The sequence below is a fragment of the Devosia sp. Root413D1 genome (assembly GCF_001425235.1).
GTDB lineage: Bacteria > Pseudomonadota > Alphaproteobacteria > Rhizobiales > Devosiaceae > Devosia_A.
In genome coordinates this window covers 40,399-62,289 of sequence record NZ_LMEA01000012.1, presented here as the reverse complement: position 1 = coordinate 62,289, position 21,891 = coordinate 40,399, and the positions used below count along the sequence as shown (strand labels likewise).

23 protein-coding genes are annotated in these 21,891 nt (G+C 64.2%); 12 read left to right on the top strand and 11 right to left on the bottom strand.

Annotated elements, in window-relative coordinates:
• Window positions 1-30 precede the first annotated feature (30 nt).
• Window positions 31-1,371 (top strand): HAMP domain-containing sensor histidine kinase, encoded by a 1,341-nt coding sequence (locus tag ASC89_RS22675; RefSeq protein WP_162247988.1) that lies wholly within the window; start codon window positions 31-33, stop codon window positions 1,369-1,371.
• 11 nt (window positions 1,372-1,382) lie between these two features.
• Here ASC89_RS22675 and ASC89_RS22670 read toward each other — a convergent pair whose 3' ends face one another.
• Both ASC89_RS22670 and ASC89_RS22665 read right to left on the bottom strand, forming a co-directional pair.
• On the bottom strand, window positions 1,383-1,985 hold the full coding sequence (locus ASC89_RS22670; RefSeq protein WP_056002156.1) for a UbiX family flavin prenyltransferase: 603 nt from the start codon (window positions 1,983-1,985) through the stop codon (window positions 1,383-1,385).
• Window positions 1,982-3,478: a UbiD family decarboxylase gene (locus ASC89_RS22665; protein WP_056002153.1), complete on the bottom strand. Its 1,497-nt coding sequence runs from the start codon at window positions 3,476-3,478 to the stop codon at window positions 1,982-1,984. The genes ASC89_RS22670 and ASC89_RS22665 overlap by 4 nt, the downstream gene beginning before the upstream one ends.
• A gap of 133 nt (window positions 3,479-3,611) precedes the next feature.
• Between ASC89_RS22665 and ASC89_RS22660 the strand changes: the two genes are divergently transcribed.
• The 7 genes from ASC89_RS22660 to ASC89_RS22630 all read left to right on the top strand — a co-directional run bounded on the left by ASC89_RS22660 (window position 3,612) and on the right by ASC89_RS22630 (window position 9,320).
• On the top strand, window positions 3,612-3,938 hold the full coding sequence (locus ASC89_RS22660; RefSeq protein WP_056002150.1) for a hypothetical protein: 327 nt from the start codon (window positions 3,612-3,614) through the stop codon (window positions 3,936-3,938).
• Between the two features lie 77 nt (window positions 3,939-4,015).
• Window positions 4,016-4,522, top strand: a complete 507-nt coding sequence (locus ASC89_RS22655) for an SCP2 domain-containing protein (protein ID WP_056002146.1) — start codon at window positions 4,016-4,018, stop codon at window positions 4,520-4,522.
• On the top strand, window positions 4,513-5,493 hold the full coding sequence (locus tag ASC89_RS22650) for a peptidase U32 family protein (protein ID WP_056002143.1): 981 nt from the start codon (window positions 4,513-4,515) through the stop codon (window positions 5,491-5,493). Before ASC89_RS22655 ends, ASC89_RS22650 begins: the two co-directional genes overlap by 10 nt.
• Window positions 5,490-6,419, top strand: coding sequence for a U32 family peptidase (locus ASC89_RS22645; protein WP_056003178.1), 930 nt, complete (start codon window positions 5,490-5,492; stop codon window positions 6,417-6,419). The genes ASC89_RS22650 and ASC89_RS22645 overlap by 4 nt, the downstream gene beginning before the upstream one ends.
• A gap of 65 nt (window positions 6,420-6,484) precedes the next feature.
• Window positions 6,485-7,006 (top strand): YcnI family protein, encoded by a 522-nt coding sequence (locus ASC89_RS22640; protein WP_056003175.1) that lies wholly within the window; start codon window positions 6,485-6,487, stop codon window positions 7,004-7,006.
• A 40-nt stretch (window positions 7,007-7,046) separates the two neighbouring features.
• Window positions 7,047-8,579, top strand: a complete 1,533-nt coding sequence (locus ASC89_RS22635) for a copper resistance protein CopC (RefSeq protein ID WP_162247987.1) — start codon at window positions 7,047-7,049, stop codon at window positions 8,577-8,579.
• Window positions 8,580-8,603: 24 nt separating this feature from the next.
• Complete coding sequence (locus tag ASC89_RS22630; protein ID WP_056002137.1) at window positions 8,604-9,320, top strand: Crp/Fnr family transcriptional regulator; 717 nt, start codon at window positions 8,604-8,606, stop codon at window positions 9,318-9,320.
• On the opposite strand, the gene ASC89_RS22625 is transcribed toward ASC89_RS22630, so the two are convergent.
• Window positions 9,286-9,474 (bottom strand): hydrid cluster protein-associated redox disulfide domain protein, encoded by a 189-nt coding sequence (locus tag ASC89_RS22625; RefSeq protein WP_407065083.1) that lies wholly within the window; start codon window positions 9,472-9,474, stop codon window positions 9,286-9,288. The genes ASC89_RS22630 and ASC89_RS22625 overlap by 35 nt on opposite strands.
• Before the next feature lie 171 nt (window positions 9,475-9,645).
• Here ASC89_RS22625 and ASC89_RS22620 point away from each other — a divergent pair, with 171 nt between their 5' ends.
• From ASC89_RS22620 to ASC89_RS22610, 3 genes are all read left to right on the top strand, one after another.
• On the top strand, window positions 9,646-10,866 hold the full coding sequence (locus ASC89_RS22620; RefSeq protein WP_056002131.1) for an NnrS family protein: 1,221 nt from the start codon (window positions 9,646-9,648) through the stop codon (window positions 10,864-10,866).
• A gap of 102 nt (window positions 10,867-10,968) precedes the next feature.
• Window positions 10,969-11,415: a pseudoazurin gene (locus tag ASC89_RS22615; RefSeq protein ID WP_056002128.1), complete on the top strand. Its 447-nt coding sequence runs from the start codon at window positions 10,969-10,971 to the stop codon at window positions 11,413-11,415.
• 77 nt (window positions 11,416-11,492) lie between these two features.
• Window positions 11,493-11,939, top strand: a complete 447-nt coding sequence (locus tag ASC89_RS22610; protein WP_056002125.1) for an Rrf2 family transcriptional regulator — start codon at window positions 11,493-11,495, stop codon at window positions 11,937-11,939.
• A gap of 47 nt (window positions 11,940-11,986) precedes the next feature.
• On the opposite strand, the gene ASC89_RS22605 is transcribed toward ASC89_RS22610, so the two are convergent.
• The 6 genes from ASC89_RS22605 to hemN all read right to left on the bottom strand — a co-directional run bounded on the left by ASC89_RS22605 (window position 11,987) and on the right by hemN (window position 18,672).
• Entirely contained in the window at window positions 11,987-13,642 is a 1,656-nt protein-coding gene (locus ASC89_RS22605; protein ID WP_200940475.1) for a carboxylesterase/lipase family protein, read from the bottom strand.
• A gap of 71 nt (window positions 13,643-13,713) precedes the next feature.
• Window positions 13,714-14,613, bottom strand: coding sequence for a DUF6544 family protein (locus ASC89_RS22600; protein ID WP_156384743.1), 900 nt, complete (start codon window positions 14,611-14,613; stop codon window positions 13,714-13,716).
• A 17-nt stretch (window positions 14,614-14,630) separates the two neighbouring features.
• Entirely contained in the window at window positions 14,631-15,245 is a 615-nt protein-coding gene (locus ASC89_RS22595; protein WP_056002119.1) for a LysE family translocator, read from the bottom strand.
• A gap of 85 nt (window positions 15,246-15,330) precedes the next feature.
• Window positions 15,331-16,527 (bottom strand): hypothetical protein, encoded by a 1,197-nt coding sequence (locus ASC89_RS22590; protein ID WP_244488528.1) that lies wholly within the window; start codon window positions 16,525-16,527, stop codon window positions 15,331-15,333.
• A gap of 45 nt (window positions 16,528-16,572) precedes the next feature.
• Entirely contained in the window at window positions 16,573-17,220 is a 648-nt protein-coding gene (locus ASC89_RS22585) for a helix-turn-helix domain-containing protein (protein WP_056002118.1), read from the bottom strand.
• A gap of 102 nt (window positions 17,221-17,322) precedes the next feature.
• Window positions 17,323-18,672: an oxygen-independent coproporphyrinogen III oxidase gene (gene hemN, locus ASC89_RS22580; protein ID WP_056002115.1), complete on the bottom strand. Its 1,350-nt coding sequence runs from the start codon at window positions 18,670-18,672 to the stop codon at window positions 17,323-17,325.
• Window positions 18,673-18,808: 136 nt separating this feature from the next.
• Here hemN and ASC89_RS22575 point away from each other — a divergent pair, with 136 nt between their 5' ends.
• Complete coding sequence (locus tag ASC89_RS22575; RefSeq protein WP_407065081.1) at window positions 18,809-19,492, top strand: Crp/Fnr family transcriptional regulator; 684 nt, start codon at window positions 18,809-18,811, stop codon at window positions 19,490-19,492.
• On the opposite strand, the gene ccoS is transcribed toward ASC89_RS22575, so the two are convergent.
• Window positions 19,458-19,634 (bottom strand): cbb3-type cytochrome oxidase assembly protein CcoS, encoded by a 177-nt coding sequence (gene ccoS / locus ASC89_RS22570; protein WP_056002109.1) that lies wholly within the window; start codon window positions 19,632-19,634, stop codon window positions 19,458-19,460. The two genes, ASC89_RS22575 and ccoS, sit on opposite strands and share 35 nt — an antisense overlap.
• Window positions 19,631-21,889 carry a cation-translocating P-type ATPase gene (locus ASC89_RS22565; RefSeq protein ID WP_056002106.1) on the bottom strand — a complete coding sequence of 753 codons (2,259 nt, stop codon included), beginning with the start codon at window positions 21,887-21,889 and terminating at the stop codon, window positions 19,631-19,633. Before ASC89_RS22565 ends, ccoS begins: the two co-directional genes overlap by 4 nt.
• Between the last annotated feature and the right edge of the window lie 2 nt (window positions 21,890-21,891).

The window sequence follows — 21,891 nt, the reverse complement described above, 5'->3', positions numbered from 1 at the left end:
GTCCGGCTCGCGCTTGGGCTAAGCGCCGGCATGGCCCTGCTGTGGGTCGGGGCTGCCGCGATCTCCGTCGCCGTGATGCAGCACGAGCTGAACGAGGCCTACGACGACAGTCTGCGACAGAGTGCGCTGCGCCTGCTACCTCTCGCCGTGCATGACCTGAGGGAGCGCGACCACGGGCTAAAACGTCTGGTCGTTGGCGCTGAGGGAGAAGACGGCGACGGGGACGAGGACGATTACGCCCCCGATGGCGTTCCTCATGATGCGAGCTTCACCTACTACATCCGTGACCAGGCTGGCCAACTTGTTCTGCGTGATGAGCACGCGCCCGAGACTATTGACGTCGATGCGTCGCAGGAGGGCTTTGGAGAGCTCAATGGGCAGCGGACTTTCGCACTTGATGATCCTCGCTCTGGCTATTCAATCGTCATCATCGAGTTGAGCGATCGCCGTCTAACTGCCCTCAAAGACAGCGTGGTGGCACTCGGCCTTCCTCTGCTCGCTCTGATCCCGCTGATCGCGGGCGGGGTGTGGTTCTCCATGCGGCTTGCCCTTCGGCCGCTGGAGGCACTGCGCCGCGACATCGCGCAGCGCGACAGCCGCAATCTCGCGCCACTACGCTCGGACGGCCACCCGGCAGAGCTGGCCCCCATTGCTGATGCCGTGGCCGCTTTGCTGGAGCGGCTAAAATCCGCGCTGGATACCGAACGCGCCTTCGCGGCCCGCAGTGCCCACGAGCTGCGGACCCCTATCGCCGGTGCGCTGGCTCAGACCCAACAGCTCGCCGACGAGCTCGCCGGCCGGCCTGGCGCCGAGCGTGTCCAGAAAATCGAGGGTGCTCTGAAGCGCCTGTCGCAGCTTTCGGAGAAGCTGCTCCAGCTCGCCCGCATCGAAGCGGGTTTTGCCAGAACCAACGACGAAACCGACCAACTGCCGGTGCTGAGGATGCTCGTCCGGGATATCAACGTCACCACGGCCTGGCGCGACCGAGTGGAACTTGAGGGGGGCGAAGTCTCGCGCCTGCCGGCAGCCATTGATGCCGATGCCCTGGCAATCGTCGTCAGGAACCTCGTTGAGAACGGCCTGAAACACGGTGATGCAACTGCGCCGGTCCGCATCGTGGTCACCGCCGACGGCACCCTGCGCATCCAGAACGAGGCCTCTGCCCTGGCGCGTGACGACCTCAGTCGGCTCGGCCAGCCGTTCGTTCGCGGCGACACGCTCGCCGAGGGCAGCGGCCTCGGCCTGTCTATCGCACGCGGCATCCTCGAACAGGCGGGTGGTCGGCTGACCCTCATCTCGCCGATCGCTGGCCGGGACAGTGGCTTCGAGGCCATGGTGGAGCTGCCGCGACGGGATAAGTCCGCACCCTGAGGACGCAGTAGCTAGGACGATTCCAGCCCGGTTCGTTCGGTGTCCAGGCCTGCCCAGCGACCGGAATCGACATCTAGACCGATGCCCAGGAGATCGATCGCGCGGGCCGCCGTTGCTTCTACGATGTCATCCACGGATTGGGGCCGGCGGTAGAATGCCGGGACCGGCGGTGCGATGATGGCGCCCATTTCCGTCGCCGCAAGCATCGCGCGAAGGTGTCCGAGGTGCAGCGGGGTCTCGCGCGTCAGGAGGACGAGCCGGCGCCTCTCCTTGAGGTGTACGTCGGCCGTCCGCACCAGCAGATTATCGGATAGGCTGGACACTATGGCGCCCAGGGTGCGCATCGAGCACGGGGCCACGATCATTCCGCTGGTGCGAAACGATCCGCTCGCAATCGTCGCTCCGATGGCGTCGATCGGGTGAACCACGTCCGCGAGTTCGCGGAGCGAGTGGATCGCCTCGGGGCCGACCTCGTGCTCCAGGGTTAGCTCGGCGGACCTGGAGACGACCAGGTGGGTCTCCACGCCCTCGGCCGCAGCAAGGAGCTGCAGAACGCGAACGCCAAGTGCTGCACCCGAGGCGCCAGAAATGGCGACTACGACGCGGTGTGTCATCTGGATTCCTTTTGAGGCTCAAGGCCGAGTTCGCTCCAGAAGCTGTCAACCCGCCGCATGACGTCGTCCCTCATGGCGAGCGGCTTTCCCCATTCGCGGCTGGTTTCCGGCCCCAGTTTGTTGGTTGCGTCGAGGCCCAGCTTGCCTCCCAGCCCTGGTTGGGGCGAGGCAAAGTCGAGGTAGTCGATGGGAGTGTTGTCGACCACCATCGTGTCGCGCGATGCATCGAACCGGGTCGACAGGGCCCAGATGACATCGTGCCAGTTCCGCACATCGATGTCGGGATCCACGACGATGATCAGTTTTGTGTAGGTGAACTGGGGCAGGGCCGACCACAGCCCCATCATCACGCGTCTCGCCTGACCGGGGTAGCGTTTGTCGATGGAGACGACCATCGCTCGATAAGAACAGGCCTCCGGCGGTAGATGCAGGTCCCGGATTTCGGGGAACTGCCGTCGGACGATCGGGAGGAAGAGCTCCGTCATGGTTTCCCCGAGGACTGACGGCTCGTCCGGCGGGCGGCCGGTGAAGGTCGAAAGATAAATGGGGGAGGTGCGGCTCGTGATCGCCGAGACCCGCATCACCGGGAAGCGCTCGACCGAGTTGTAGTAGCCGGTGTGATCCCCGTAGGGGCCCTCCTCGGCGACACCGTCAGGCGAGATGTGTCCCTCGATGACGATCTCAGCGCTCGCGGGGATGGGAAGGTCCACGGTCAGTCCGGTGCCAACCCTCAGCCGTTCTCCGCGCAAGACGCCCGAAAACGAGAGCTCGCTCATACCGTCGGGAAGGGGCATGACGGCGGAGAGTATGGTTGCCGGATCCGCGCCGATGACGACCGCGATCGGCATGTCGAGCCCTTTCCTCTTCCACAGCGCGTGGTGGCGGGCGCCGCCACGGTGTGCGAGCCATCGGACGATCAATCGGTCCCGATCCAGAACCTGCATGCGGTAAATGCCGACATTCACATCGGCAGGATCGTCGGGGGAACGGGTGATCACGAGCGGCCAGGTGATTAGTGGTGCGGGCTCCCCGGGCCAGCACCACTGGATCGGCAGGCTCGGCAGATCCACCTCGTCGCCAAGCTGCCGCCGTTCCTGACAGCGGAGGCGGATCACCTTCTTCGTTCCCATCGCGAGGCCAGCCTTCAGCGCCGGTAGCTTCTCCAGTGCGGAACTCAAGCCGCGTGGCGGCTCCGGGTTGCGCAGGAAAGCCAGCGTCTCCGCCAGCTCGCCTATCCCTTCGGTGCCGACGCCAAGCCCAAGGGCTATGCGCTCCCGCGTCCCAAACAGATTGACCAAGACAGGAATGCTGCTGATTTGCCCGGCAGCAGAAACGGGCCGCTCGAAGAGGAGGGCCGGTCCACCTGCGGCAAGGACACGGCGATGGATCTCGGTGATCTCGTGGACCACCGAAGTGGGGCGACTGATACGCGTCAGCAGACCGAGCGACTCGAGACGCGAAACGAAGCTGGCCAAATCTCGGTCGGTTTTCATGGAGTTGACCCTGAAGCACCGTCCCGAGCTAGCGCGACATCATCCGCTCGTCTTTGCGCTACCTCAAAATTCCCGGCGCAAGTTGCGATACGCCGGAAGAACGAGAGCAGGAGTCGAGATGAGCAGTCTTCCTATGAGCGTCACTTCCTGGGGTGGGATCAAGGTGGTCGAAACCAGGCGTCCCAGCTGCCCAACGGCATCCGAGCTACAGGATTGGGTCAGCCTCCCGGGGCTGGTGGACGATGTCGCGTCGCCGGAACCCGAGCAAGTCCTTGCCAGCGCGATGCGTCTCGAGGCTATCTCCCGTCGGCACCCGAAATGGCTCGATGCCTACCAAGCCACCCTGGTGTGCGTGGCTCGCCTCGCGCAGGGCAAGACGCGGCAACTGCTGCTCGCAACCGTCCTGCGGCTCGACCTGTCCCCGCGGCGACGGCGTGAGCTCGAGGTGTTGGTCAGCTGAAAGAGTGCGTCTTTGCGCTGGCGCAAAATCCTCTCCCTCGCTGGCGGGTAACGTGCAGCACCAGTTCGAGTGCCGAAATGACCTTGCCGCCTGTCGTTCCCAAGATGCTCAAGCCGATACCTGTTCCAGTAGCGGAGCTAGCGGGCCAGCTGGCCTTTGCTCGGGTCATCGATCGCCATCCGGCACTCCTCGATCGACTGGGAGATTTCGGCGGCAAGACCTACTGCTTCGCGCCTATTGATCTGCCCTTCGAGTTTGCCGTCACGCCTCGCTTGGCCAGGGTCAGAGCCGCGCATCGGGGTGGCATCCTTCGATACGACGCGAAAATCTCCGGTCCGGTGGTGCTCTTGCTCGCCCTGGCAGAGGGCCGTCTCGACGGAGACGCTGAGTTCTTCGGCCGGCAGATCTCAATCGATGGAGACATGGAAGCCGTGCTGGCGCTGCGGAACGCCGTTGAGAACGACGCGGTGGACTTCGTTCGCGACTTCGCGCCCGCACGTGGTCCACTGCAGGGGCCCGTGCAGACGGTGCTGGACCGCCTGCGGACGCACCTGCTTGCTCGGGAGGAGCGACGGTGGAACTGATCTGTCCGGCGGGAACACCCGCAGCCTTTCGCGACGCTATCGAGGCTGGCGCCGACGCGATCTATTGCGGCTTTCGCAATGAAACCAACGCGAGAAATTTCCCCGGCCTGAACTTTTCGCCAAACGAACTCGCCGAGGCAATCGGGCTTGCCAATATCCGAGGGGTGAAGACCCTTGTGGCGATTAACACCTTCATGCGGGCTGGCGCTGAGGAGATCTGGATCAAGGCCGTCGATGATGCGGTGCGGGCAGGGGCGCACGCCATCATTCTGGCCGACCTCGGACTGTTGGCGTACGCCGCCGAAAAGCACCCAGCCCAGCGGTTGCACCTTTCGGTTCAGGCCGCGGCCTGCAACGCGGAGTACATTGACTTCCTGGTCGCAGCGTTCGGGATCAAGCGGGCGGTACTTCCGCGGGTGCTGACTATCGCCGAGGTAGCGGCCATCACACGCAAGGTCCGATGCGAAACCGAAGTGTTCGTCTTTGGCGGGCTGTGCGTAATGGAGGAGGGGCGTTGTTCACTCTCTTCGTACGCAACCAGCAAATCGCCCAACATGCACGGCGTATGTTCCCCTGCCAGCCACGTGCGATATCGCGAGGCCGGCGGCGACATGGTGTCGGAGCTTGGAGCCTTCACCATCAACCGGTTCCCGGAGGGCGAACCGGCCGGCTATCCGACCCTGTGCAAAGGTCGGTTCGTCGTTGATGGGGCGGACGGCTATATCTTCGAGGACCCCGTGAGCCTCGACATCCTGTCTCACATCGATGAGCTGCGGGACGCGGGCGTCGCAGCCCTGAAAATCGAGGGCCGGCAACGCGGCCGCGCCTATGTCTCCCAGGTCGTTTCGGAAATCCGAAAGGCGATGGAGCAAACTGGCCGGGTTGAACCCGAAGCCGGCAGCCAGCGTCTGCGCCGATTGAGCGAGGGCCAGCGCACCACCACGGGGTCGTACGACAAGCGATGGAGATGACTGCTTTGGGGCGGGCCGCGCCTACTCTCACGCTCGGACCCGTGCTGTTTCTGTGGGAGCCGGCCACGTGGCGAGACTTCTACTACCGCATCGCCGATGAGGCCGACGTGGATACGGTGGTCGTCGGCGAGGTCGTCTGTTCGAAGCGCTCCCACTTCCACGATGCGCTCACTGGTAAAGTGGTGGATCGCCTCGCCGCGAGCGGGAAGCAGGTCAGGTTGGCCTCGCTGGCTCTGGTGACGCTCGAACGGGAACTCCAGGTGTCGCACCGTCTTGCCCGGCAGAGCCTCGAAGTCGAGGTATCGGAACTCAGTGCTCACGCCGCAATGGCGGGCAAACCGCACGCCGTAAGTCCGCTGGTCAACGTGTACAACGCAGCGACAGCCAGGGTGCTGGCTACAAGAGGGGCGACCTCCATTTGTCTGCCTCCTGAACTGCCGGCCAGCTCGATCAGGGCCATCGTCGAGGGGGCACCCGACATCCGCTTCGAGGTCTTCTCGTTCGGCCGAGTGCCGCTGGCGATCTCGGCGAGATGTGCCCATGCAAGGGTCAAAGGCAACACCAAGGACAACTGCAAGTTCATCTGTGGCGAAGATCCCGATGGCCTCGCCGTCGATACGCTCGATGGCCAGCATTTCCTGGCGCTGAACGGCGTGCAAACCATGTCCAGCACCGTCCAGTGTCTCATAACGGATGTGCCCGAGCTGATGTCCGCTGGCGTTTCAAGCCTGCGCCTCTCTCCGCAAGTCTGCGACATGGCCAGGGTTGCCGAGACGTTCCGCGAGGTCGTCGGGGGCCGGATGGACCCCAACGAGAGCCTTTTGCGGTTGCGCGACATTCACCCCGGCGCCGAGTTCTCGAACGGATTCCTCCACGGCTTGCCGGGACACCTGCTGAAGATGCCCGAGCTTCCGCTCGGCGCTTGATCCTCGTCAAATCGCCTCTGTGCGTGATGTGCAATCTGCAGCTGCCGATCAAACAGGAGCTGTCGATGAAGCGCACCCCGATCACCATTGCCTTGGCCTTCCTCAGTCTGGCCAGCATCGGCCCGGCCGCTGCGCATGTCTCGCTGGAAGTGCCGAGTGCCGCTGTGGGATCGACCTACAAGGCAGTGCTTCGCATCCCTCACGGCTGCGAGGGCAAGGCGACCACAGCCATCAAGGTTCGCATCCCCGAGGGCTTCATCAATGTGAAGCCGATGCCAAAGGCCGGCTGGGATCTGCAGACCGCAGTGTCGCCCTACCAGGGGACTTACGAGCTCCACGGCAACCCGCTGACCGAAGGCGTCACAGAAGTGGTCTGGTCCGGCGGCGAATTGCCCGATGCGTACTACGACGAGTTCGTGTTCCGGGGCACGGTGGCATCGACGGTCCCCGAGGGCACGACATTGTACTTCCCGACCGTGCAGCTTTGCGACGGCGCAGAGGAAGCGTGGATCGATGTAACAGGGGCCGAGGATGCCGAGATGCCGGCGCCCAGCCTTGAGCTTGGCCCGGCCGAGGCCACCCACTGAAGGCTGACGATCGATGCGTGGGTGCTTTCGAGCCATCCTGTTGTTCTGGCTGATGCTTGCGGTCTCGCCGGCATTCGCCCACGCGTCGCTGCTTTCCAGCGTCCCACCGGCGGACGCTCAGCTTTCCGCGATCCCCACGAGCGTCAGCCTCACCTTCAACGAGCCGATTTCGCCGGTGGCTTTGTCACTGGTGAGACCCGACGGCGCCGTGGAAAATCTCGAAGGGACAGCCAACGGCGGGCGTCTCCTCGTTCGCATGCCGGCCGCCGCGGGGCAGGGCAGTTATCTGCTCTGCTGGCGTGTTGTATCGGCGGACGGCCATCCGGTCGCCGGCACCATGCCCCTGACCATCGGAGTTCCCGGTGGACTGCGAGCGGCGGCCGCCGAACCGAACGATGGGGTTCGGCCGGCGATCTGGATCGTCACGACGTTGATGTACGCGGGGCTGTTCTTTGGAGTTGGCGGAACCGTGTTCATCGCGCTTGTCGCGCGAAACCGGCACATCGGCCGCGTTGCCTGGAGCCCCCTTGGGCTCGGCGCAGTGATGATCGCTATCTCCGTGCCTCTGCATGGCCTAGATCTGACGGGGCGGTCCATGGAGGCCGTGCTCGATCCAGCAGTGTCGGCGGCGGCGATCCAGACGTCCTACGGCGCCCTGGCTGGCCTGGCCCTTCTGGCCGTTTGCCTCGCCGGTCTCGCAGCGGCGTTCCGCGGAAAGTGGCGCCTCGTGGTCGCGCTGCTTTCGCTTGCGACGATGGCCGCGGCGATGACTGCGTCGGGGCACGTCGCTACGGCCGATCCCTCCGCCGTCGCCCGAGTGGCGCTTGCAGTTCATATCGTGGGTTTCGCCGTGTGGATCGGCGCACTTCCATGGCTGGCCTTCGAACTGGTCCTTTGCCCCGCCAATGCATCCCGCGGCCTGGCGGTGTTTTCCCGGATGATCCCGGTGCCCGCTGGCGCCGTACTTGTCTCGGGAGCCGTGCTCGCAGTTATCCAGCTGGGATGGCCGGGCATGGCGTGGATCGGGCCCTACGGGGCCATCCTTGCGGCGAAGCTGGTCCTTGTTGCAATCCTGTTCGCAGTAGCGGCGTGGAACCGCTGGAGGCTTACATCGCCAGCTCTCGCTGGTGAGATGCGGGCTCAGACCGCCCTGCGGCGGCTCGTACTCGTCGAGGTTGTCATCGTGCTTGCCGTGCTCGGCCTCGCCGCCGGCTGGCGCTTCACGCCGCCGCCGAGAGCGGTGCTGATCGCGCAACCGATCGAGCTGACCGCGCATCTGCACGGGAGCGGCTTGATGGCAGAACTCTCGATAAGCGACCCGCGGAACGGTGGTCTGGCCACTGTCCAGCTCACCCCGATGGAGGCGCAGATCGAGGAGCCGCGGTCGGTGACACTATCGCTTGCGGTGCCGGACCTCGCTCCCATCAAGCTCGAGGCGATCGAGCAGGGCCAAGGGAAATGGACCGCGGAAGTGCCGCCGCTACCAATCACGGGCAAGTGGAAGGTGAAGGTGGAGGTCAGGGTAAGCGACTTCGACCTCGTGAGCCTGCCCGGAACGATTGTCGTGAAATGACCGCTCGATTTGAGGAAAGCTGACATGCAAACGCAAACGCAGATCAACCGCGCTGCGGTCCAGGGCCTGGCGCTGTTTGAGCAACTTGAGCCCGGCCAGGTCGACGACGTGCTGAGATCGGCGAGCAGTCGTCGCTATGCTCCCGGGGACGTGGTGTTCGAGCAGGGCCAGACAGCGGCCCAGTTCTTCGTGCTGCTGCACGGTCGCCTGCGGGTGACGCAGGTCACCAGCGAGGGCCAGCAGGTGGTGGTCCGAATGGTCAATCCCGGCGACTTGTTTGGCATCGCCAAGGCGCTGCGCAGGCTGGACTATCCGGGGACAGCTACCGCCGTTTCGGAGAGCGTCGTGCTCTCGTGGCCCATGAGCCTCTGGAACGACTTTCTGGAGCAATACCCGTCGCTGGCCGTCAATGCCATGCAGACCATGGGCAGCCGCCTGCTCGAAGCCCAGCAGCGCCTGCGGGAACTGTCGACCGAGGAGGTCGAGCGTCGCGTCGCCCACGCGGTTCTCCGCCTCGTGAGCCAGTCGGGAAAGAAGGAGGAAAAGGGGGTCCGCATCGACTTCCCCATTTCCAAGCAGGACATCGCCGAGATGACCGGCACTACGCTGCACACCGTCTCCCGCATCCTCACCGCGTGGGAGGCGGCCGGGCTGGTGGTGGGAGGTCGACAGAAGCTGCTGGTACGGGACCCCCACCAGCTCGTCCTCATCGGTGACGGGCTGAAACCTGGCTATCTCTGAGCCTGGCCCGTTCGATGTCGGCAGCCAATCCGGCCAGCAGCAGGGCGTGTTCCTCCGCCGCGTCGACCAAGGTGTGGAACGGCGCTATCGGACATCCCACACAGTGCATGCGGCGGTCGAGGAACACCCTGATGGTCGACGGCCACTTTGACATGATCTCTGCGAGACTCAGGTCGTCAATGTCGGTTCTAGGCATCGCGGCGTCTCCGGCTTCTCCTGTCACCAAACGTTACGCAGGCGCCGAGCGACTTCCTTGCGCGATAGCAAAGACCGGGGCGGTTTGGACTGGCATTCATCGCTGCGCCACCAAAGGAGCGGCAGGACCATGAACTTCGGCTTGGGCAATGTAGTCAGCAAGGCTCGCAAACCAGTGCCACGAGGCATCGCCAGAAGCGGGCCGCCGGTTCTGTCCTACGGGTTCCGCCCGTTTTTCCTGCTGGCGGGGATCTTTGCCATCGCCGCGATGCTTGGCTGGATTGGAGCCTTGACCGCCGGCTGGGAGATCGGCGGCGACTACGGCATGCTCAACTGGCACGCTCACGAGATGCTGTTCGGCTACACCAGCGCCGCGCTGGCGGGCTACATGTTGACCGCCATTCCCAATTGGACCGGCCGCCTGCCGGTGTCAGGGTTGCCTTTGCTCGGGTTGGTTGCTGTGTGGCTTGTGGGCCGGCTGGTCATGGCCGTTCCGGGCGTCATTGGCCTGCCGCTGTCGATGCTGGCCGAGGCCTGCTTCCTGCCGCTGATGGCTGTGATAGCTGCGACAGAGATCATCGCGGGAGAGAACTGGAAGAACCTCAAGATACTGGCCGGCCTGAGCGCCCTTTCGCTGGTCAACATCGCGTTCCATGTGTCGGTGGCGTTCAACGGCGTGGCGCTTGAGGCGTCCCGGGCTGGTGTTGCCATCTACGTGATGCTGATTGCCGTCGTCGGCGGCCGCATCGTTCCGAGCTTCACGAGGAACTGGCTCGCAAAGGCAGGCTCACCCCGACTGCCGGCCCCGTTCGGCCGCTTCGATATCGCTGCGACGGCGTGGCTGCTGGTGACCTTGGTGCTGTGGGTGGTCTTTCCCGAGACCATCGTCACTGCCTGCGCAGCGGTGGGTGCTGCGATTCTCCATGCTGTCCGGCTGGCCCGATGGCACGGCCAGCGCACGGTTGACGAGCCGCTGTTGCTGGCCCTTCACGTTGGCTACGCATTCATCCCCCTTGGGATGCTGTCGGTTGCTCTCGCCTCCGTCGGCTGGATCGCCAATGCCTCCGCGCTTCACGTCCTGACTGTGGGAGCCATCGCAGGGATGACATTTGCCGTGATGACCCGCGCGAGCCTCGGGCATACCGGGCGAGCGCTCACCGCGTCCCCGCGCACTTCGGTTGCCTACCTGGCGCTGACGCTTTCAGCGGTGCTGCGGCCATTTGCCGAGCTCATTCCATCGCAATACCACCTCCTGCTCTCCCTGAGCGGCGCGTGCTGGCTCATTGCATTCGGGTTGTTCGTCCTCGAATTCGGGCCGATGCTCGTTTCACCAAGGCTGAAAGCCGGATGAGGCAGTAGGCCGCATGCCGGGCCCCACGGCCTTGCGACGCATTGCCAGGCCAGACGGATCGCTCTAAAGATGTATTGTGAAGGCATCTTTTAGGAGGATTCCATGAAGTCACGTTTACTCTTAGTCGCGGCGGCCCTGTTGGCGATCAGCGGGTCGGCCCAGGCGGCGAATTTCGACGTTCTGATGCTCAACAAGGGTACCGACGGCAAGACCATGGGCTTTTCGCCCTCGTTCCTGCAGATCGAGCCGGGTGACACGGTGACGTTCATTCCGGCGGACAAGGGTCACAATGCAGAGACCATCCTCGGCATGATCCCAACCGACGCCGAAACCTGGAAGGGGAACCTCAACGAGGAGTTCACCGTGACCTTCACGGTTCCCGGCCTCTACGGGTTCAAATGCCAGCCGCATTTCGGCATGGGAATGGTCGGCCTGATCGAGGTGGGCGGCGACAAATCCAACTTGACCGGGCTGATGGACGTCCGCCTGCCGGCCAAGGCGCAGGCGCGGATGATGGAGCTGTTTGCCAAGACTTCGCCGCGGCAATAGCCTGATCCTGGACTCGAGGTGATCTTGCGGCGCCTCGCCTCCAACCGACCTGTGGCCCGAGGAAAAGGACGGTGCCAATGCGCCTGACGGTCTACAGTGACTATTCTCTCCGACTGCTGATGTTTCTCGCCGTTCGGCCCGAACGGCTCTCGACCATCACGGAAGTAGCCGAAGCCTACGGCATGTCCGTCAATCACCTGATGAAGGTCACCCACCAACTGGGCCAGGCCGGCTACGTCGAAACCGTGCGCGGGCGTGGCGGCGGCATGCGGCTGGGAAGGCCGGCCGATGAGATCGTCATTGGCGCCGTGCTGCGACATACCGAGCCGGACATGGACATCGTGCCGTGCTTTCAGCCGGACAATGAGGATTGCCCCCTGCGCCGCGCCTGTTCCCTCAAGATCGCGCTGCAGCGTGCGCAACAGGCCTTCCTGGCGGTGCTGGATGAGTATTCCATCGGCGATCTGGTTGCCGTTCCAGGACCGCTACGCTCGCTCCTCGGCCTGGCCCCAGCTTCGGCCTAGTTCGCGCTCCCATTGAAGACATCGGTGACCCTGGAGGTTGTGCGGTTCTAGCGCACGCCCTCCCAGAGGCGTCGCTCCGCGGCCATTGGATCCTCGACGACGGTAGACGGCACATCGAAGTGCATTGTGGCCCGTCGCGCCGTGTCGAATTCAGGCCAGCCGGCATCCCCGGTGGTGGCAAAACGCGTCCATGCCTTATGCATCTCATCCGCAAGCTGTTGCGGCGGCCTAGCACCGAGAAGCTGCTCGGTTTGGGCGCCGAGCATATCGAACACGAACGGGATCTCGACGGCATGACCGGCACCCAGGCGCCCGTCGAACTGAGGCGAGCGCCATGCAAACTCGTACATGAAGGTGCTTCCCTTGCCCTGGGCCGAGTGCGCCTCGGCAAGTCTCAGCGCGGGAACCCGCCAATACCAGTCCGTCATCACCGCCGCGAACAGGTCGCCCGCACTCGCGCCGGGATACCGGTCCCTGTATGCGGCAAGAGTGGCTGCCACCGGCAACCCCGTTGCCATGATTGTCCCCGCAAGGGCCTCTTCACCGATCGCGTCGATTACGCCGCCGGGTACCAGAAACAGTCGCCACTCCTCGGTGTTCGATCCTGAGAGTATGTCGACATCCGCACCGATGCCGGCCGAGATCGCGTCGATCGGCCGGACCGGGATCAGGTCACCATCGATGACTGGTTCCCACGGCAGCCCATCGAGCATGATCTCCCCCCAGAACGCCGGGTCTGGATTTGAGAGAAGCTCGCCCCGCAGGGCTTCCTGCGCCTTCAGCATCTGCTCGATTGGAACGGCGGCGATGGCCTCGCGCCTTGCGTCGGTCCCAAGTAGCTCAGCCAGCCGTCGACCAATGCGTTCGGCGGTCCTCGGCGTGCTCACATGATGGCCGCCTCCGCTTTCTATGATCGCTCGCCGGAAGAGTCCCTTGGCACGCGGCATCGAAAGGAGAGTTCCAACGCTCAGCCCGCCGGCGGACTCGCCGAATATCGTGACGTTGCCTGGATCGCCACCGAACACGGCGATGTTCTGCTGAACCCACTCGAGAGCCGCAATCTGGTCGAGCAGACCCAGGTTGGAGATCCCGTCGTTCAGGAAGAGGAAGCCCTCCGCACCGACGCGGTGGTTGATGGAAACGAAGACAACGCCGTCGCGGGCGAAGCTGGTTCCGTCGTACCAGGGAGAGGCGCCTGTGGCATGGTACTCGTACATGCCGCCGGGTATCCAGAGCATGACAGGCAGGCCTACCTCGCCCAGCGCCGGCGACCAGATGTTCAGCGTCAGGCAGTTGTCGCCCGGACCCGGCACCTCCGGCGGCAACAAGGCCGCGACCATGGGCGGGTAGGGCGGTTGCGGTGGCTTTGGGCCGAACGCGGTGGCGTCTCGAATACCATCCCAAGTTTCGGAGGTTCGGGGAGGTCGCAGGCGGTTTTGCCCGATCGGGGGCGCCGCAAAGGGGACGCCCTTGAAGTTATGGATGCCATCCACAGTCGCGCCGCGGAGCTGCCCGCTCGAAGTTGCGACGGTAGGGAAGCCATCGTCCGAAATCGCTGGAGCCGGCCACAGTCCCGCTGCCAGTCCCGAACCGGCAGAACCAATCAGAAAACGACGTCGCCTCATAGCGGCCTCCATCTGGCGCCCCACAAGATGGTTGGGATCGTAGCCGGTCGGCTCCCCTGGCAGATTGATCAGGATCAAAATCTGCAGACGTCTTGTGCGAAGGTGGCCTGCAGAGGCTCATTCCTAGATCCTGGGATGTTCCCTGGACCTCAGAAGTTGACGTCGCTGCTCGGCTCGTACGCAACGATCTCGCCTTTCCAGTAGGTGAAAGGTCCCTCAGACAGCACCCAGCTGACTTCGCCGTAGCTCGGGATGCGATAGCGTCCGAACTGCTTGTATTTGCTGAAATGTCCTTTCCACAACGTGGGCACGGTGGTGCTGCCCACCGTCATAGGGCGGTCCGCTGCATCCAGACTGACTATGTCGCCCGACGCATCGAAGAAGAGCCGAACGCTTGCCGGCCCCGTTCGGGACGTGCCGCTCACCTCGACCACGCCACCCTCGATCTGCCGCCATCTCAATTGCATATTGTTGAGGATCGCATCTGGATGAACCGGCAGCTCGGACAGATAGCGCTGTAGCTCCCCCTTGTCGAAATCGGCGCCAAGGCCCTTCGCCACAGGCAGGACGCCTGCCAAGCGCGCTTCCAGCAGCCCCGTGCCGCCAACGAAGCTGTCGATGACAGAGACGGGTAACCCAAACATGGAGCCGCGACCGACCCAGGCGAGGTCCGTTCGACGCGTTGCCAGCCATTGGTCCGCGCCGATATCCATGGGTGGTCGACGCTGGTCCGTGACCAGCGTGGCGCGATGGCGGAGGTGAACGAATGCGGGCCCGCCGATGCTGCCTCCCGCCCGCATCGCATAGGCGCGCACGATGTCGGGAAGTTCTATCGCAGCCGCGGCCGGCTCGCCGGCCGCGATAACCCGCTCGCGCAAGCCGGCAATCAGGGTCTCGAAGTTCCGGCTCTCGAACCAGACGTAAGCTGCCACGCCGGCCAGGCCCACAATCACCAAAAGCAGCATCGCGCGACCCCATTTCATTTTTTGGGCTTCCAGGCACGTATCTATCGATAACACCGGACCTGCTGCCGCATTGATCGAAGTCAAGAATGGCTCGCGGCGCATCAAAATGGGGCGCGGGTCGCGTAGGCAACCCATGCAGCGACGGCCACCAGTGCAAGCGCGAACAGCTTGCCTACGGCGGCAATCAGGCCTCGGTTCGCAAACAACGGACGGAGGGCGCCGGCAAGGCTCACGATGCCGCCGTGGACCACCGTTGCGACGGCGACGTACAGCGCCGCGAGCACGGCGGTCGAGCGCCAGCCGGTATCCCCGGCGGGCAAAAAGCCCGGCATGACCGCCACATAGAATAGGGCGGCCTTGGGATTCAGCAGGTTCGTAATCAGGCCCCGGGTGAAATAGCGTCCGTCATCCGCGGTGGTGTCCCCGGAGAGGTCCTCATTCCAGGCCTCCCAGGCGAGATAGAGGAGATAGGCGACCCCACCCCAGCGGAGGACACCGTAGATCGGAGGCGACGACTGCAGGAGCGTCGCCAGCCCGAGGGATGCAAGCAACCCCAGGACGCCGAGGCCCACGGCCACCCCAACGACCGCGGCGTATCCCGGCCGCCTCCCATGTCGTGCTGCCAGCAGGGCGAGATATGTCATGTTCGGCCCGGGCGTGAGCTCGATGACCAGACTCGCGAGGACAAACGCAGCGAGCGTCTCGAATGTTAGCATTGCGAAGTCGCCCAGTGGTGGAACGAAGCGGCGACCGCCAATGGTCGCCGCCGTCGTTCATTGATACAGGCCCGCGATGGCCTTGCTAGTGAGTGGAAGCCGATACCAGCTCGGCGTGATCATGCGGCGCGGCGTCGGCGTGTGCTGCCTCGTCGGCATGAGGGTGGTCCGGATCGGGGCTGTGCGTCGTCATTTGTTCAGTAGCCGCCCGGCCCTCGGGACCGTAGATCGCCGTGTGGAGGCCCCAGTAGCTGCCGGCGATGACCACCAGGGCAGCTGCCAGTCCGACCGGCACGCTCCTCAGGCCCTTCTTGAGGGCCGGCAGGAAGTGCATCTCACGCGTCGGATCGATGGCGATGATGACGATGATTGCCATGATCAAGGCGTGGCCGACGAGGTCCATTCTGCCGAAAGGATACACCGCGGCGTTGAAGATCACGAACAGGCTGATCGCCGACAGCCGACGAACCAATGGGGTCCAGAGCAGGCCAAAGCCCATGGTGAACTCCGCGACGCCAGCCATCGGTATGAACACGTCGCGCGACATCCCGAAGGTCAGGAAGGGCTTCTCGTCGACGAGCGGATAGAACCATTCGGGATAGGCGAACTTCTCGAGGCTCGACCACATCAACGCGATGGCCACACCCCAGCGCAGCAGTTCGAACCTGTGCTTCCGCCACTCCGGATTGTTCGAGCTTTCAAGAACGAGATAGCCCGCAATGGCAACGCCCAGCGCCAGATAGTCGAGCAAGTGGAAGATGTCGTAGTCGCGCAGTGCCAGGACCCAGAGGAGGATGATGCCCGCAGCCGAAAAGGGCTGGGTCTTCCGCGAGAAGATGCCAAACGCAATCAGCAGTTGCAGCCACGACACCCACTCGGCCGGCGTCTTGAGATCAGGCGTGAGGTAGACGCCACCGACTGCGAAGATCGCCACGAAGAAGGCGCCGATCACCACACGGACGAAATCGTCCGACCGGTTCCAGAGCGGTCCCGAGACCTTGTCCATGCCGGCGAGCGTCGCCTCGCCGAGCCGGGTGCGCTCGACGATGCGCGTTCCGATGAAGAATACCAGCACCAGCCCGATGGCGAGCCAGAACCAGGTGTTCGTCAGCGTTGACATGATCGGCTGCGGCGCTGCGCCGACAATGTAGGGCGCAAACCACTTGACGTGGGCCTCGGCGGGCGTTGCCGCCAGAGGCAGGATTATGGCGGCCGCTCCGGCCGCAGTGAGCAGCGGCCGGAAGCGAGCCAGCTGGTACTTTGCCGCAAGCAAGATACTCATTTGTCTCTCGAATGGTTGGAGGTCGTTTGAACGCTGCGACTTTTGTCAGTCACACATGTCCTGCAAGGCAGTGAGATCGAGTATCTCGATTTCGCTGATGGAGCGGAGCCGGATCACGCCCTGGTCTTTCAGGACGCGGAGAATACGGGACACCGTCTCGAAGGTGATGCCGAGATAGTCGGCGATGTCGTAGCGCTGCATCGGCAGGTGCACGAGTTTCTCGTCGCCCTGACGTTCAGCCAGATCGAGGATGAGGGCTGCCATGCGCTCGTTCGCAGTCCTGCGTCCGAGCACCATCAGGTGGCTCTGTGTGCGAGCGAGGCTCTTGAGCGCCAGCAGCAGCATACTGCCGGTGGGCTGCTCGCTACAGCTGGTGCGGAGCACGCGAACGCCGGCGCCATCCACGCTCTCGGCATAGGATTCGTGCTCGGGGCCCGCCTCGAAGCCGAAAACCTCACCAGCCGCGTGGAAGGCGCTGATCAACCGCCGGCCATCGGCCGTCAACCGGCAGATGCGAACAGTGCCAAACTCAACCAGGTAGAGGGGGCCGGCTGCCTCGCCCTGCGCATAGATAACGGCATCGGCCCGATAGAAGGTGATCGCCGCGGGCTGCATCGCAGTCAACAGGGCGGAGACCCCGGCGCCCGCAGCATTGGTCGGCTGGTTGACGCGGAAAGTCGGCTGGATGTGCATTTTTGCTACCCTTGATTGCGATGATCCGAAGGTAGCCGTTCCCCCGATTTACGAAATTCCGGTCCGAGTCTTAGGGGGTTTACTTAGGGCAGATGCAGAGGGCTAGACGGCCACAGAATGCCGGCCGACTCCAGACGCGAGGTAGGTATCAAAGGTCGCCGCGACCGACCGGACAAAGGGCCGGCCGAGTTCGGTGATGGAGAACGTGTGACCATCGAACCAGACGACGCCGTCCTCGTCGCCTTGCGCCGCGTAGATCATCTCGGTGACGATCGGCGCGGCCATGTGCTTGAACCGGTTCCGGAGTTCATCGACGGAAACGGCGAAGTCGCACATCAGCCGCTCGATGACCCAGCCACGCATCCGGTCCTCATCGCTTAGCGGCAGTCCCTTTGCGATAGCGAGCCCTCGCTCGCGTATGGTGCGGGTGTACTCGCCTGTGGCGGTGATGTTCTGGACATACCCCTGGGGCAGGTTGCCGATTGAAGACGCTCCAAGCCCGATGAGGGCGGGCGCTTTGTCGGTCGTATAGCCCTGGAAGTTCCGGTGGAGCTTTCCTGATTTGCACGCGACGGCCAAACCGTCCAAGGGTTTGGCAAAGTGATCGATGCCGATGGCAACATAGCCGGCGGCGCAGATGCGCTCGGCCGCCGCGGTGGACTGGCGCAACCGCTCGGCCGGGTCGGGTAGCGCAGTCTCGTCGATCATGCGCTGGTGGGTCTTCATCCACGGGACATGCGCATAGCCGAACAAGGCCAGGCGGTCGGGGTTCATCGACAGGGCCTGATCGACCGTTGCCACGACGCTCGCAACGGTCTGGTGCGGCAAGCCGTAGAGGACGTCGAGGTTCACCGACGTCACGCCGCGCTGTCGCATCCCATCCACAACGGCCTTGGTCTGCTCGTAGGTCTGGATGCGGTTGATGGCGCGCTGCACCGTCGGGTTGAAGTCCTGGACACCCACGCTGATGCGCGTCACGCCCGCTTGCGCGAACGCGTCGTAGCGGTCGTCGGTCATGTCGTTGGGGTCGATCTCGATGCTGAATTCGAGCTCGCGGCTGACGTCGAAACCCTGTCGAACGCGAGATGCCAGCTCGATCAGGTCCCTGGGCTGCAACATCGAAGGCGAGCCGCCGCCCAGGTGCAGAGCGACAGCTTGCCCGCGGCCATTCAGCAGGCTGGCAACCGTTTCCATCTCCTTGAAGACCGAAGGGAGGTACGCGGCGATCGGGTCGTAGCGGAGCACCTGCTTGGTATGGCAACCACAAAACCAGCACAGCCGGTCGCAGAATGGAATGTGCACGTAGAGCGAAAGTGCTGTCGCCGGCGCCAGTGACTTGAGCCAGCCGGCATAGGTGAGGTCGTCGACCCCCTTATGAAAATGGGGCGCGGTAGGGTAGCTTGTGTAGCGGGGGACCGGTTTCGCGTACCGGGCTAGCATCGTGTCGGACATTGGCACCTCTCGCCCCATAGGTCGCAGAACCCCGCCACAAGTTCCTTGATCCTGATCAAATGGTCGTCGGCGCCGCGTGCGATGACGGGTCATGCGACGACCAAAGCCAGTTTCTGTGGGAGTGAGTTCGGAGCCGGTGCCGTCGGTCTGCCAGGACTGCCGGGTTCGGCATGAGGGTATCTGCGCCGTCCTCAGCCCGTCTGAGCTTCGGCACCTCGCTCGCAACGCCCGACACACGCACCACGATGCGGGCGAGGGACTCGCCCTCGAAAGCGGCGAGATCAACGGCTACGCCAATGTCACCAACGGTGCAGTCAAGCTCTCCCGGGTGCTGCGAGATGGCAGGCAGCAACTGGTTGGACTGCAGTTCGCTCCCGATTTGATGGGGCGCTTGTTCCGAGCCGAGAGCCCCCTGAGCGCGGAGGCCGCGTCAGATGTCGAGCTCTGCCGCTTTCCGAGGGGCGTGCTCGAGGCACTAGTTGCCTCGAGCTCGAACCTGAAGCAGCGCCTGCTCGATCAATCGCTTCACGACCTCGACGAAGCGCGGGAGTGGATGGTGACCCTGGGCCGCAAGAGCGCCGCCGAGAAGGTTGCCAGCTTGCTGCTGCTGGTCGCCAAACGGAGCGGAGGCGGCAGTGATGACAGCATTACTTTCGACATGCCTATTGGACGAGCCGATATGGCGGACTTCCTGGGCCTGACCATCGAGACCGTATCGCGCCAGGTCAGCAAGCTGCGGCATAGCGGCGTGATTGCGATCTCGGGCCACCGCCATGTCAAAGTGCTCAGCCTTCGCGCTTTGAAGGACCGTGCCGGCTAGCGCGTTCGTCGTCCTCGAATATCCGTTCGCTCGCCCCATCCAGGTCTTCGTACTGTCCCGACCGCAAGGCCCAGAAGAATGCTGTGAGCGCGAGCAGCCCCATGGCGACGGCAATCGGGATAAGAACCGCCAATCCACTCATGCGGCCTTCTCCTCCAGCTCAGCTAGGTTAGTACCGGTCGTCTTCTCGTGGCTTGACGGGTTGGCGTCAAAACGCAGCCGAAGGGCGTTTGCCACGACGATCAGCGACGACGAGGACATCGCAACAGCGGCGATCAGCGGTGTCACCTGACCTGCGATCGCCAGCGGTACCGCGATGGCGTTGTACCCGATGGCAAGCACCAGATTCTGGGCAACAAGGCGTGCAGCACGACGGGCAGTGCGCACGGCAAACGGTACGGCGTCGAGATCATTGCTCGTGAACACGAAGTCCGCCGCGCTCCGCCCGATATCGGCCGCCGAGGTCGGCGCCATCGAGACGTAGGCCGCCCGGAGCGCCGGTGCATCATTGATCCCGTCGCCCACCATCAGAGTACGGCCCGCCGAGACGGCAGCTACCTTCTGCTCCGGACGCCGCGAACCCAATGCCTTCTCGATCCCGACTGCCGCGGCAACCGCGTCGACAGGTCCCTGGCGGTCACCGGACAACAGCCGGGACGGCAGCCCCATGCCGGCAAGGGTCTTGATCGCATCGGCGGCTCCGGGGCGCACGATGTCGTTGAAGCGATACCAGGCCCGGGCCTTGCCGTTGGCGGTAAGCCAGACTTCCGTGAACGGCGTGCCCGCCTCCGATGGCATCCCACACCAGTCCCCGCTACCCAAGCGCCACGTGACGCCGTCGGCTACACCTTCGACGCCCCGACCTGGCTCCTCCCGGACCTGGCTGGCGAATGCCGTCCCCGCACCGAGATACGCCGCCAGGGCCTTCGACAATGGATGGTTGCTGCTTCCAGCCAGCGCCGCTGCCATGTCGTTCGCTTGCTCGTCCTCGGCCTTGCTGTTGATGAGTTGCGGCTGTCCGATGGTGAGCGTGCCTGTCTTGTCGAAGGCGACCGAGTCGACTTCGGCTACCCGTTCGAGCGCCGCCCCGTCCTTCATCAGGATTCCCCGTTCGAACATCTTCCCGGCCGCGACGACATGGACAATGGGCACGGCCAGGGCGAGGGCACATGGGCAGGTAATGATGAGGACGGCCACGGCGTTGAGCAGGGCCGCGTGCCAATCGCCGCTGAGCAGGCCCCAGCCGAGGAAAGTGGTGATGGCGATGGTGTGAACCACCGGCGCATAAACTGCGGCCGCCCTGTCGGCGATGCGCCGTGGCCTGGTCTTGGCGCCTTCGGCGGCTTCCATCATGGCCGCCATGCGGGCGAGGAAGGACTCGGTGGACGCGCGTGCGGCCCGCAGTCGGACCGGACCGCCAAGATTGCTTGCGCCCGCAACCACCTCGCCATCGATCTCGACGACATGTGGCGCCGTCTCGCCCGTGATGATGGAGTAGTCGAACACCGCCCCTTCGGTGGCAACGACGCTGTCGACCGGTACGCGGTCCCCCCCTCGGACCTCGAGGGTCATGCCGGGGGCGATTTCATCCAGTCTGACGTACTCGCGCCGGCCATCTTCGTGCACCTGTGTCGCGCCACGCGGCTGCAGCCGCGCAAGATTGGTGATGGCGCTGCGAGCCCGCTCGCGCATCAGGTGGTCGAGCGTGCGCCCGGCGAGGAGGAAGAAGAGCAACGTTGCCGAGGCATCGAAATAGGCGTGTTCGCCGGAGTTCAGCGTTTCGAACAGACTCAGCGCCGTGGCAAGGATGACGCCGATGGAGATCGGCACGTCCATGTTGGTCTTGCCGACACGCAGGGCCCGCCAGGCCGACCGGAAGAAGATCCGGCCGGAGTAGGCGATTGCCGGCAGGGCGATGATCGCCGAAATCCAATGGAAGAGGTCGCGGGTTGCGTCGTTGGCACCCGACCAGATCGAGACCGAAAACAGCATGATGTTGCCGGCGGCAAAGCCTGCGACGCCCAGAGCCTTCACCAGTTCGCGGAGCACGGGATCGCCGTCGCTCTCCTGACTGGGGTCGAGCACATACGTGTGGTAGCCGCTCTGGTTGATGGCGGGCGCCAGTTGGGCCACATCGCCCTGCGCCGGATCGAAGACGATACGGACGCGACGGCGGGTGAGGTTGACCCGGGCAGAGTGCACCATGGGGAGCGCCGCCAGTCCTGTTTCGATCGACCTGATGCAGGCGGCGCAATGAGCGTCGGGCACGGCGAACTCGAGCTGGCGGGTCCCGTCACCGAGCCGGCGGCTTAATGCCAGCAGCGCCTCGCTGTCGGCCTCGATGCTGCTGGTCTGTGCATCGAGGATGGCGTGCTCGCCGGGGACGCAGCAGGTCATGA